General features: G+C 73.7%; 10 protein-coding genes. All 10 read left to right on the forward strand.

Annotated elements, in window-relative coordinates; translation table 11 throughout:
* Positions 1-291 precede the first annotated feature (291 nt).
* The 10 genes from ACFY7H_RS16160 to ACFY7H_RS16205 all read left to right on the forward strand — a co-directional run bounded on the left by ACFY7H_RS16160 (position 292) and on the right by ACFY7H_RS16205 (position 12,741).
* Complete coding sequence (locus tag ACFY7H_RS16160; RefSeq protein ID WP_388938462.1) at positions 292-2,688, forward strand: collagenase; 2,397 nt, start codon at positions 292-294, stop codon at positions 2,686-2,688.
* 91 nt (positions 2,689-2,779) lie between these two features.
* Complete coding sequence (locus tag ACFY7H_RS16165) at positions 2,780-3,943, forward strand: NAD(P)/FAD-dependent oxidoreductase (RefSeq protein ID WP_388938464.1); 1,164 nt, start codon at positions 2,780-2,782, stop codon at positions 3,941-3,943.
* Between the two features lie 172 nt (positions 3,944-4,115).
* On the forward strand, positions 4,116-4,427 hold the full coding sequence (locus tag ACFY7H_RS16170; RefSeq protein ID WP_388938466.1) for a (2Fe-2S)-binding protein: 312 nt from the start codon (positions 4,116-4,118) through the stop codon (positions 4,425-4,427).
* Positions 4,408-5,949, forward strand: coding sequence for an FAD-dependent oxidoreductase (locus tag ACFY7H_RS16175; RefSeq protein WP_388938468.1), 1,542 nt, complete (start codon positions 4,408-4,410; stop codon positions 5,947-5,949). Before ACFY7H_RS16170 ends, ACFY7H_RS16175 begins: the two co-directional genes overlap by 20 nt.
* Before the next feature lie 75 nt (positions 5,950-6,024).
* On the forward strand, positions 6,025-6,957 hold the full coding sequence (locus tag ACFY7H_RS16180; RefSeq protein ID WP_388938470.1) for a dihydrodipicolinate synthase family protein: 933 nt from the start codon (positions 6,025-6,027) through the stop codon (positions 6,955-6,957).
* Between the two features lie 32 nt (positions 6,958-6,989).
* The gene (locus ACFY7H_RS16185; RefSeq protein WP_388938472.1) at positions 6,990-7,994 is read left to right on the forward strand and encodes a proline racemase family protein; all 1,005 of its coding nucleotides are present in this window, start codon (positions 6,990-6,992) and stop codon (positions 7,992-7,994) included.
* Complete coding sequence (locus tag ACFY7H_RS16190) at positions 7,991-9,010, forward strand: proline racemase family protein (protein ID WP_388938474.1); 1,020 nt, start codon at positions 7,991-7,993, stop codon at positions 9,008-9,010. Before ACFY7H_RS16185 ends, ACFY7H_RS16190 begins: the two co-directional genes overlap by 4 nt.
* A 62-nt stretch (positions 9,011-9,072) precedes the next feature.
* Entirely contained in the window at positions 9,073-9,999 is a 927-nt protein-coding gene (locus ACFY7H_RS16195) for an ornithine cyclodeaminase family protein (protein WP_388938662.1), read from the forward strand.
* A 56-nt stretch (positions 10,000-10,055) separates the two neighbouring features.
* Positions 10,056-10,766 carry a GntR family transcriptional regulator gene (locus ACFY7H_RS16200; RefSeq protein ID WP_388938476.1) on the forward strand — a complete coding sequence of 237 codons (711 nt, stop codon included), beginning with the start codon at positions 10,056-10,058 and terminating at the stop codon, positions 10,764-10,766.
* A gap of 232 nt (positions 10,767-10,998) precedes the next feature.
* Complete coding sequence (locus ACFY7H_RS16205) at positions 10,999-12,741, forward strand: ABC transporter substrate-binding protein (RefSeq protein WP_388938478.1); 1,743 nt, start codon at positions 10,999-11,001, stop codon at positions 12,739-12,741.
* The last annotated feature ends 22 nt before the right edge of the window (positions 12,742-12,763 follow it).

Consider the following 12,763-nt stretch of genomic DNA (forward strand, 5'->3'; position numbering starts at 1 on the left):
GGCGGGGGCCCGAGGGTGTCCGGGCGGGCGCAGCGGATGCCGGTCAGCCGCTCGGCTCCGCCAGGTCCGGCCGGCGTCCCACCCGGAACTGGCCGTAGCGGCGGTCCCGGTAGCGTCGGTCGCGGGGGCCCCCTCAAGAAGTACTGAACTGGTGGGCCCCTAGGTCTTGTCAGTGCAATTTCACATTACTATGTTACAGCTCACACCGCGGCACGTTAATCCCCGTCAAACGCCGTGTGACGCAGGGCAGTTCGCACCTTTCCCCCACCTCCCTCCCAACAGGAGTCATCGGTGTTCCAGCACAGAGCTGTGCGTACGTCTCTCCTCTCCGCCGCCGTGGCGGTCACCCTCCTCGCCACCGCCGGCCAGGCCTCGGTCCAGGCCGCCGCCCCGGCGGCCCCGGCCGCCCCGGCCACCACCTTCTCCGCCGGAGCGCGGGGTGCGACCGCCACGGCGCCCAACCCCTTCGACGAGGTCGACCGGCTGGCCGACGCCAAGCCGCTCACCCCGGCGCCCGCCCCGGCCCCCGGCGGCAAGGCCGTCACCGACGGCCGGGTCCCGGGCGCCGCCCCGGCCGTGGAGGCCCCGGGCTCCACCGCGAGCGCCGAACGCGCGGAGAAGAGCCGTGAGTCCGCCCTGACCGCGCCGACCGCGAAGAGCGTCGCCGCGGGCGTCCCCTGCACCCTCGACGGGATCAAGAACCTCACCCCGGAGCAGTTCGCCGACTTCCTCGCCGACCAGGCCGTCACCGCCGACGGCTGTCTGCGCGGTCTGATCTGGACCTGGGACGCCCGCCTGGCGCCCGTCATGTCCGACGCCCACGTGCAGGCCGTCGCCCGCCGCATATCCAGCCTGGCCGCCGCCCACGACGGCCGTAACTCCTCGCACCTGGAGGAGATGTTCACCTACCTGCACGCCGTCGCCTACCACGACTTCTCCCGCGACGAGATCGACGTCACCGACGCCCCCACCGTCGCCGCGATCCGCCAGGCCATCGACGCCTTCGGCAACGCCGCGCGCACCTTCGACGTCACCCCCTCCAATGCCCGCACCCTGCGCGAGGCCCTGTACTCCGCCGGACCGGGCCTGCGCCACCACCAGCTCGGCCTGGTCAAGAAGGTCCTGGCCACCATGGACCCGGCGCACCCGGCCACCCACCTCGACGCCGGCTGGGCGGGCGCCGTCCTCGCCGCCCTGTCCACCAACTACCTGGGCGTCTACCCGGGCAACCAGGACACGGCCTTCCACGCGGCGGTCGCGGGGGACGCCCAGTACCGCGCCGCCTTCAAGGCCTTCGCCGGCTACACCCACCTGAAGGGCACCGGCAACGCCTGGGTGGCGCGCGACGCCCTCAGCGAGTACGCCCGCTTCGGCCAGGTCGAGGGGCTGCGGGACCAGGTCGTCGCCGACCTCGGCACCATGCTGGAGCCCGCCAAGTCCGGCCTCGGCACCGAGGCCTGGGCGAAGATCGTCTCCTGGCTCAACTTCTACGGGGCCTGCAAGCCGTACGGGGTGTGCAAGGAGGACATCGAGAAGCAGATCTTCCCGTACACCTACACGTACGACAACGGCGCCATCAAGGTCCGCACCGGCCTCGACAAGACCACCGTCGACCAGCTGTACTACGCGAGCAAGCAGGTCAAGACCCAGTTCCACCGCGTGCTCGGCACGGACCAGCCGCTCGCCGGCGACCCGAACAGCACCCTCAACATCGTGCTCTACGGCTCCCGCGCCGACTACGAGAACTACCACCCGATCCTGACGGGCTACGACACCAACAACGGCGGCATCTACATCGAGAACGGCGCCACCTTCTACACCTACCAGCGCCGCGTCCCGCAGGACTCCTCCCTCACCCTCGAAGAGCTCTTCCGCCACGAGTACACGCACTACCTCAACGGCCGCTTCGCCGTCCCCGGCTTCTTCGGCCAGGGCCCCTGGTACGAGGGCGACCGCACCACCGCCATGGACGAGGGCACCGCCGAGTTCTTCGACGGCGCCACCCGCGACAACGGCATCGCCGTCCGCAAGTCCCTGGTCAAGAGCATCATCAACGACACCGCCGGCGGCGGCCCCCGCATGACCGTCGAGCAGCTGCTGAACGCCACCTACGACGGAGACGGCTTCCGCTTCTACAGCTACGCGGGCACCTTCTTCGAGTTCCTGTGGACCGAGAAGCCCTCGCTGCTGCGTGAGATGTACGGCCACCTGCGGGCCAACGACGTCGCCGGCTACGACGCCTGGCGCCACCGCCTGGGCGCGGACGCCTACCTCCAGCGCGACTACAACCGCTTCCTGGATGCCCAGATCGCCAAGGTGGACCAGCTCTTCGTGCCGAACACCACGTTCACGCCGAACGAACGGCTGCGCGACGCGGCGCTCGCCTCGGTGAAGTCCTCCTTCGCGGCCGCCACCTACAACACCCCGGACTGCGTGGAGAACGGCGACCCCGGCAAGCGCCGCTTCACCTGCACGGGCCGGATCACCGCGAACCTGAAGAACTGGCGCAGCGACGACCAGAACTTCAAGGACATGTCCGAGACGGTCGACTACTTCATCCTCGACCGGGCGGGGGCGGCCTCCAACAACCTGGCCGACATGAACTGCTCCTTCGGGCCGCTGGAGATCTGGAGCAACAAGACGGCGGCCACCGCCTCCTACAGCTGCGAAGGTCCGCTCCGCAGCTGATACACACGTCCGGCCGGCCCCGCACCTGACGGGGGGCGGGGCCGGCCGGGCACCCTAGGCACCCTCAAAAGAATGTGACATATTACTGACCATGGACGTCGTGATCATTGGCGCCGGCGTCGTCGGAGCCGCGTGCGCGTACTACGCGACCCGCTCCGGTCTCTCCGTGGCGGTGGTGGACCGGGGGTCCGTCGCCGGCGGCACCACCGGCGCGGGGGAGGGCAACCTGCTCGTCTCCGACAAGGAACCGGGCCCCGAGCTCGACCTCGCCCTCCTCTCGACGGAGCTCTGGCGCGACCTCCGGGCCGTACTCCCCCGAGCGGTCGAGTACGAACCCAAGGGCGGCCTGGTCGTCGCCCCCGACCCGGCGACCCTCAAGGCCCTGCGCGTCTTCGCCGAAGGCCAGCGCGCCGCGGGGGTCATCGCCGACGAGGTGGGACCGGACGCCCTCCACGACCTGGAGCCCCACCTGGCCCCGGACCTGGCGGGTGGCTTCCACTACCCCCAGGACGCCCAGGTCCAGCCCGCCCAGGCGGCCGCCCACCTCCTGGCCGCCTCCGGCGCCACCCTGTACCTGCACGAAGAGGTCACCGGACTCCTGGTGGAGTCCGGGAGGGTCCAGGGGGTGCGCACCTCCCGGCGCATCCTCAGGGCGCCGGCCGTGGTCAACGCGGCGGGCACCTGGGCCGGTGCCCTCGCCTCCCTGGCCGGCACGACCCTCCCCGTCCTTCCCCGCCGGGGTTTCGTACTGGTCACCGAACCCCTGCCCCGCGTGGTCCGCCACAAGGTCTACGCGGCCGACTACATCGCGGACGTGGCCAGCGACTCGGCGGCCCTGCAGTCCTCGGCCGTGGTGGAGGGCACCCCCTCCGGCCCGGTCCTCATCGGCGCCACCCGCGAACGCGTCGGCTTCGACCGCACCCTTTCCGCCGAGGCCCTGCGCCGCCTGGCCTCCCAAGCGGCGGCCCTGTTTCCCGTACTCGCGGACGTCAAGGTGATCCGTACCTACCACGGCTTCCGCCCCTACCTCCCGGACCACCTCCCGGCCATCGGCCCCGACCCCCGGGTGCCGGGGCTCCTGCACGCCTGCGGCCACGAGGGCGCGGGCATCGGCCTGGCCCCGGCCACGGGCGCCCTGATCGCCGCCGCCCTCACCGGCACCGAACCCCGCCTCCCCCTCGCCCCCTTCCGCCCGGACCGCTTCCCGCGGACGCCGGAGCCGCCGGGGGCGGGGTGGGACGCCGTCCGGCACTGACACGGCGCGCACCCGGCGCGCCGTCCGGTCGCGGCGGTGTCCCGACCGGGCGGCGACCATCGCAGCCCGCCCCGTACGACACCCCGCCCCGGCGCCGCCCCGGCCCGCCTCCAGCCCCCGCAGCCCCGCCCCACCCGCCCGGCCAGGGCGACCGCACCCCGAGGAGACCCTGATGCGCAGCCCCCGCGAGCTGGTGGGCGGCAGCCCGGCGGCCGCCCACCCGATCAGCTTCGACGGCCGCGAACTCCCGGCCCAGGAGGGCCAGTCCATCGCCGCCGTCCTGTGGTCCGCCGGGATCCTCGCGTGGCGCACCACCCGTGAGGGCGGCGCCCCCCGCGGGGCCTTCTGCGGGATCGGCGCCTGCTACGACTGCCTCGTCACCGTCAACGGCCGCCCCAACCAGCGGGCCTGCCTCGTCCCCGCCCGCCCCGGAGACACCGTCACCACCCAGGAGGGCACCGGCCATGCCGACCTCGCCGTCTGACCGCGCCACCCCCGGCGCGGGCGCAGCCGCCGACCTCGCCGACCTCGCCGTCATCGGTGCCGGCCCCGCCGGGCTGGCCGCCGCCGTCACCGCGGCCCGCCTCGGCCTGCGCGTCGTCCTCCTCGACGCCGCCGACCGCCCCGGCGGCCAGTACTACCGCCACCCCGCCCCCGCCCTCGGCGCAGCCCGCCCCCAGGCCCTGCACCACGGCTGGCGGGCCTTCGCCACCCGCGAAGCCGCCCTGCGCGCCCACGAGGCGGCGGGCCGCGTCGCCTACCTCCCCGGGCACCACGTCTGGACGGTGGTCCCCGCACCCGCCGGCACCTGGACCCTGCACGCGGTGGCCGGTCACGGCCCCGACGAGGCGCCCGCGACCCGGCACGCCCGCCACGTCCTCCTCGCCACCGGCGCCTACGAACGGCAGCTGCCCTTCCCCGGCTGGACGCTGCCCGGGGTCGTCGGCGCCGGCGGAGCGCAGGCCATGCTCAAGAACAACCTCGTCCTGCCCGGCCGCCGCGTCGTCGTCGCCGGATCGGGCCCCCTCCTCCTCGCCGTGGCCGGCTCCCTCGCCGCCGCCGGAGCCGCCGTGCCCGCCGTCGTCGAGGCCGCCTCCTACACCGCGTACGCCCCCCGGACCCCGGCCCTGCTGCGCAACCCCGCCAAACTCGCCGAAGGCGCCACGTACGGCGGCGCCCTGCTGCGCCACGGCATCCGCCTGCTGACCCGGCACGCCGTCACCGAGGCGCACGGCACCGGCCGGGTCGAGGCGGTCACCGTCGCCCGGCTCGACGAGGACTGGCGCCCCCTGCCCGGCACCGCCCGCCGGATCCCCTGCGACGCCCTCGCGGTGGGCCACGGCCTGGTTCCGCAGCTGGAGCTGGCCACCGGACTCGGCTGCGCCACCCGCCGCTGCCCCGACGGCACGGCCGCCCTGGAGCTGGACGCGGCGCAGCGCACTTCCGTCCCCGGCGTCTGGTCGGCGGGCGAGACGGGGGGCATCGGCGGCGCCGAACTGGCCCTCGCCGAAGGGGAGATCGCCGCCCACGCGATCGCCGGACGGCCCGTCCCGGCCGCTCTGGTCCGCCGTCGCGCCCGGCTGCGCGCCTTCGCCGACGCCATGGCCGCCGCCCACCGCCCCGGCCCCGGCTGGACCGGCTGGCTGCGCGAGGAGACCGACGTGTGCCGCTGCGAGGAGGTCCCGGCGGGCCGGATCCGCGAGGCCGCCCGGGACCTGGGCGCGCGGGACGCCCGTACGGTCAAACTGCTCACCCGGGCCGGGATGGGATGGTGCCAGGGCCGGATGTGCGGTCCGGCCGTGGCCGCCCTGGCGGGGGAGTCCCCCGCACCGGACCGGCGCCCGCTGTCCTGCCCGGTTCCGCTGCGCCACCTGGCCGGCCTGGAGCGGACGGCCCCGCAAGACCGCTCCCCCTCGGACGGGCCCACGTCGGACGGGTCCCCCTCGGACGGCTCTCCCTCGGGCGGGCCTCCTCCGAGCGGCCAACTTCCCGCCCCCGGCCGCTGACCGGTCCCCCCGGACCCTTGTGGCCACCTCACACCCGCTAGTAAAATGTCACACACCACACTAGGGAGCCTCCTCATGAACCACGCGCCCACCCCCACCCCCGCGCCCCGCCCCGACACCCGCACCCGCCCCTGGCACGGCATCATGGTCGCCACCGCCCTGCCCCTGCGCGCCGACCTCACCGTCGACTACGACGCCTACGCCGAACACGTCGCCTGGCTCATCGCCAACGGCTGCGACGGCGTCGTCCCCAACGGCTCCCTCGGCGAGTACCAGACCCTCACCGACGAGGAGCGCGCCCGCGTCGTCCGCACCGCAGTCGAGGCCGCCGGCGACGGTGCCCGCGTCATGCCCGGCGTGGCCGCGTACGGCAGCGCCGAGGCCCGCCGCTGGGCCGACCAGGCCGCCGAGGCCGGAGCGGGCTCCGTCCTGCTCCTGCCCCCCAACGCCTTCCGCGCCGACGAGGAGACCGTACGCGCCCACTACGCGGAGGTCGCCGGCTCGGGCCTGCCGGTGGTCGCGTACAACAACCCGTACGACACCAAGGTGGACCTGACGCCCTCCCTCCTCGCCCGCCTGCACGCCGACGGCAGCATCGTCGCCGTCAAGGAGTTCAGCGGCGACGTCCGCCGGGCCTACGAGATCGCCGAACTCGCCCCCGGCCTCGACCTGCTCATCGGCGCCGACGACGTCCTGCTCGAACTGGCCCTCGCGGGCGCCGTCGGCTGGATCGCCGGCTACCCCAACGCCCTGCCGCAATCCTGCGCCACCCTGTACCGGGCCGCCGTCGCCGGCGACCTCGCCACCGCCCTGCCGCTCTACAAGTCGCTGCACTCCCTGCTCCGCTGGGACTCCAAGACCGAGTTCGTCCAGGCCATCAAGCTGTCCATGGACCTCGCCGGACGCCCCGGCGGCGCCACCCGCCCGCCCCGCTTCCCGCTCACCGGGGAGACCGAGGCCGCCGTGCGCGCCGCCACCGAGAAGGCCCTGGCCGAAGGACTCAACTAGGTCCCCCGGAGGGGACGACGGAGGGAACCGGAATGCGCACGCGCCACATCTACCACGCGGTGGACTCCCACACCGAGGGCATGCCCACCCGGGTGATCACCGGGGGAGTCGGGGTGATCCCCGGCGCCACCATGGCCGACAAGCGGCTCCACTTCATGGAGCACATGGACCACGTCCGTACCCTGCTCATGTACGAGCCGCGCGGCCACGCGGCGATGAGCGGCGCCCTCCTCCAGCCCCCCACCCGGCCCGACGCCGACTTCGGCGTGCTCTACATCGAGGTGTCGGGCCTGCTGCCCATGTGCGGGCACGGCACGATCGGGGTGGCGACGGTCCTGGTCGAGACCGGCATGGTCCCGGCCGTCGAGCCGGTCACCACGGTCCGGCTCGACACCCCGGCCGGACTGGTGAGCGTCGACGTACGCGTCGAGGACGGCGCCGCCACCGCCGTCACCCTCACCAACGTCCCCTCCTTCTGCGTGGGCCTGGACCTGAAGGCCGAGGTTCCGGGCTTCGGCACGGTCACCTACGACCTCGCCTACGGCGGCAACTTCTACGCCTTCGTCGAACTCGACGCGCTCGGGCTCCCCTTCGACCGGGCCCGCAAGGACGACCTCATCGCGGCCGGGCTCGCGGTCATGGACGCGGTCAACGCGGGCCCCGACCGCCCCGTCCACCCCGAGAACCCCTCCATCGCCGGGGTCAAGCACGTCTACCTCGCCGCCCCCGGCTCCGACGCCCGCCGCTCCCGGCACGCCATGGCCATCCACCCCGGCTGGTTCGACCGCTCGCCCTGCGGTACGGGGACCAGCGCGCGCATGGCCCAGCTGCACGCCCGGGGGCTGCTGCCGCTCGGCACGGACTTCGTCAACGAGTCGTTCATCGGCACCGAGTTCACGGGCCGGCTCGTCGGCGAGACCACGGTCGGCGGACACCCGGCGGTGGTCCCCACCGTCACCGGCCGGGCCTGGATCACCGGCACCGCCCAGTACTTCCTCGACCCGACCGACCCCTTCCCCGGAGGGTTCCTGCTGTGACCGCCGTCCGCACCACCGACTACCACACGGCGGGGGAGCCCTTCCGCATCGTCGACACCGCCGCCGACGGGATGCCCCCCGTCCCGGGGGACACCGTCGCCGAGCGCTGCGCCACGGCCATCGGCCCCGGAGGCTCCGGGACCGCGCCGCGCCGGGGCCCGCTGGACGACGTACGGCGGATGCTCGTACAGGAACCGCGCGGGCACGCCGGGATGTACGGCGGGTTCGTCGTGCCCCCGGACGACGACGGGGCCCACCTAGGGGTGCTCTTCTGGCACAAGGACGGCTACTCCACCGCGTGCGGCCACGGCACCATGGCGCTCGGCGCCTGGGCCGTGGACACCGGGCGGGTCGCCGCCCCCGACGACGGGGACGCCCAGGTGCGCATCGACGTACCGTCCGGCCGTGTCACCGCCACCGTCCACCGGGCGCAGGGCCGCACCACCGGGGTCACCTTCCGCAACGTCCCGGCCCGGGTGGCCGCCCGCAAGGTCCCGGTCGCCACCACCCTCGGCATCGCGGAGGTGGACATCGCGCACGCCGGGGCCTGCTACGCCTCCGTCGCCGCACGTGACCTGGGCCTGGAGGTCACCCGGGCCGCGCTGCCGTCCCTGGTGCGCGCCGGGCGGGAGATCCGTGCCGCGCTGGCCACCCACCCCGCGGCCTGGCACCCGGCCGGGCCGCTGCTGTCGGGCGTGTACGGGGTGATCCTCCACGAGGAGCTGCCCGACACCCCCTTCGGGCCGCACCAGCGCAACGTCACCGTCTTCGCCGACGGGCAGACCGACCGCTCGCCCTGCGGCTCCGGCACCTCCGCCCGGCTCGCGCTGCTGGCGGAGGACGGCCGGCTCGGGGCGGGGGAGGACCTGCTGCACGAGTCGGTGACCGGCACCGTCTTCACCGGGAGGATCCTGGGGGACGGGGTCACCGAGGTCACCGGTACGGCCTACCGCACCGGCGAGCACCTCTTCACCGCCGACCCGTACGACGCCCTCGGCGCGGGCTTCCTGCTGTGACGCCCCCGCCCGCCCCGGCCGGGGGCGCCGGAGCCGCGCTCCCGCAGTTCGGCGCCGGGGAGATGGCCCGACTGATCACCCCGGCGGCCGCCGTCGACGCCCTGGCCGGGGCCCTGCGCGCCGGTCTGGATCCGGAGGCCTGCCCGCAGCGCACCGGCGTCCCCGTCCCGGCGGGGGAGCTGCTGCTGATGCCGGCGGCCACGGGCGCGTACGCCGGGGTGAAGGTCGCCGGGGTCGCGCCCGCCAACCCAGCGCGGGGGCTGCCCCGGATCACCGGCAGCTACCTCCTCCTGGACGGCCCGACCCTGTCCCCGCTGGCCCTGCTCGACGGCGCGGCCCTGACCGCCCTGCGCACCCCGGCGGTGTCCGCGCTCGCCCTGCGCCATCTGGCTCCGGAGGGGCGGCCGCTGCGGCTGCTGCTCTTCGGCTCCGGCCCGCAGGCGTACGGCCACCTCGAAGCGGTGCTCGCCGTCCGGGAGCTGGCCGGGGCGGTGGTCGTCGCCCGGGGCGCGGAGGGCGCCGCCCGGCTGGCCGCGCACGCCCGGTCCCTCGGGGTCGCGGCCCGCACAGGTACGGGCACCGCCGAGGAGGTGGCCGGAGCCGATCTGATCCTGTGCTGCACGACCGCCCGGGAGCCGCTGTTCGACGGGCGGCTGGTCGCCCCGGGAGCGGTGGTCGTCGCCGTCGGCTCGCACGAGCCGGACGCCCGGGAGACGGACACCGCCCTCGTGCGACGCGCGGCGGTGTACGTCGAGTCGCGCGCGGCGGCGCTGCGCGAGGCGGGGGACCTGCTGGTGCCGGAGGCCGAGGGGGCGATCGGCCCCGGTCATATCAGCGGCACCCTCGCCGACCTGGTGAGGGGCCGCGATCCGCTGACGGGGCGGCCGAGTTGTCCCCAGCTCTTCAAGAGCGTGGGCATGGCCTGGGAGGATCTGGCGGTGGCGGTGGCGATCTACCGGGCGGCGACCGGGGACAGCGGCGAAACGTGACATTGTACGCTGTTCCCCTGCCCGTCGCTTGTGTGCGGGGTCTCGGAGGAAGAGCAATGGGTGACCTGAAGCAGCACAGTCTCATCAAGGCGCAGGAGCGGCTCCGCGACCAGGTCGGCCATGCCCTCCGGGCCGCCCTGATAGCAGGCGAACTGCGCCCCGGCAGCGTCTACTCGGCGCCCGGCCTGGCCGCCGAGCTCGGCGTCTCCGCCACCCCGGTCCGCGAGGCCATGCTCGACCTGGCCCGTGAGGGCCTGGTGGAGCCGGTCCGCAACAAGGGTTTCCGGATCACCGAGGTCAGCGAGCGCGACCTGGACCAGTACACCGAACTGCGCACGATGATCGAGGTCCCGACCATCGGCAAGATCACCAAGATCGCCACGGCCGAGCAGCTGGAGGCCCTGCGCCCCGTCGCGGAGGAGATCGTCAGCAGCGCCCGCGAGCACAACCTCATCGGCTACCTGGAGGCCGACCGCCGCTTCCACCTCGGCCTGCTCGCCCTCGCGGGCAACGAGCGCCTGGTCGAGACCGTCGGCGACCTGCGCAAGCGGTCGCGGCTGTACGGCCTCACGGGCCTGGACGAGGCCGGCAAGCTGGTCTCCTCCGCCGAGGAGCACATCGAGCTGCTCGACCTGATGCTCTCCGGCGACGCGGAGGCCGCCGAGGCCTGCATGCAGCGCCACCTCGGTCACGTCCGCTCGCTCTGGGCCCAGGGCCGCGACGAACCCGTGGGCCGCACACCGGGCGTGCTCGGCTCGGGCGTCTGAGCCGGGGCCGGCCCCCGACGCGGCGGCCCAGGCGATCCGACCCCGCGTCACGCAGGGGCTGAACCACGTACGGCCCCAGGGCCCGGACCTTCGGGTCCGGGCCCAACTCGCGTTCACCCGACGGGTTTTGGACACGGCTGGATAACGGCGGCGACAACCCCTTGTCAGTGCAATTTCACATTACTATGTTACCGGTCACACCCTAAAGCGCGGCCCTTCCCTGGAGTGACCCATGACCAAGCGCACCCAGCTCACCCTCGCCACCGCCCTGGTGGCGACGCTCGTACTCGGCGCCTCGGGCTGCTCCGGCACCAAGAAGGGCCCCGCGGCCGGCGGCGCGTCCAACCCGGCCACCGCCAACGAGGGGAAGGTCCTCGGCGGCACCCCGGTCAAGGGCGGCACCCTCACCGTCCTGTCCAACCAGGACTTCTCCCACCTCGACCCCGCCCGCAACTGGGTCATGCCGACCATCGACTTCGGGACCCGGCTGCTCTACCGCACGCTCGTCACCTTCAAGGCCGAGCCCGGCAAGGCGGGCAGCGAACTGGTCCCCGACCTCGCCACCGACCTCGGCACCCCCTCCAACGGGGGCCGCACCTGGACCTTCACCCTCAAGGAAGGCGTCAAGTACGAGGACGGCAGCCCCATCAAGGCCCAGGACATCAAGTACAACGTCGAACGCTCCTTCGCCCCCGACCTCACCGGCGGCCCCGACTACGCGGCCCAGTACCTGGCCGGCACCGAGGGCTACAAGGGTCCCCTCCAGGGACAGCACCTCGACTCCGTGAAGACCCCCGACGACCGGACGATCGTGTTCGAACTCAAGCGCCCGGTCGCCGAGTTCTCCGCCACCGCCACCCTGCCGACCTTCGCGCCCGTCCCCCAGGCCCAGGAGAAGGGCACCCAGTACGACGCCCGCCCCTTCTCCTCCGGCCCCTACAAGATCGAGACGTACGACCGCGACAAGAAGCTCGTGCTCGTCCGCAACGAGCACTGGGACCCGAAGACCGACACCGTCCGCAAGGCTTACCCCGACAAGTTCGTGGTGGTCATGGGCCTCAAGGGCGGCCAGATCGACGACCGGATCATCGCCGGCGAGGGCGCCGACGCCTCCGCCGTCCAATACTCCGACATGCGCCCCGAAAGCGCCCCCAAGGTGCTGCCCAAGCCGGACGTCAAGGCGCGCCTGCTCGCCGAGTCCCAGGGCTGTACCGAGATGCTCCACCTGAACAACTCCCGCGCCCCCTTCAACGACCCCAAGGTCCGCGAGGCCATGCAGTACGCGATCGACAAGGAGGCCGTCATCACCGCGAGCGGCGGCCCCGCCCTCAACGAGACGGCCACCGCCTACCTGCCCCCGGCCCTGTCCGGCGGCAAGCAGGCCGACACCCTCAAGATCGCCCCGTCCGGCGACCCCGCCAAGGCGAAGGAACTCCTCAAGGCCGCCGGCAAGGAGGGCCTGAAGGTCTCCCTGGCCGTCTCCACCGGCGACAAGGGCAAGGCCGAGGCCATCCAGCAGGGCCTGTCCCGCGCCGGCGTCGAGGTCGTCATCGACACCGTCGACCCGGGCGCCTACTACGACGTCATCGGCGACCTCTCCACCACGCCCGACATGACCCTCACCGGCTGGTGCCCCGACTACCCCTCCGGCTCCACCTGGATCCCCTTCGTCTTCGACGGACGCACCATCAAGGACAAGGGCAACCAGGGCAACTACAGCCAGTTCCGCGACGAGGCCGTCATGAAGCGGATCGACGAGATCAACGCCATGGCCGACGCCAAGCAGGCCAACCAGGCCTGGATCGACCTCGACGCGGAGATCATGAAGAAGTCCCCGTCCGTCCCCGTCATGCTCAAGCGCAAGCCGCTGCTCGTCGGCCCCAACATCGCCGGCGCCTACGGCCACCCCGTCTGGACCGGCACCATCGACTACGCGACCGTCGGCCTCAAGGACCCCTCGAAGAGCCAGGGCTGAGGCGGCCAGGGACCCACAGCGC

This window comes from Streptomyces sp. NPDC012794, assembly GCF_042901085.1.
Lineage (GTDB): Bacteria > Actinomycetota > Actinomycetes > Streptomycetales > Streptomycetaceae > Streptomyces.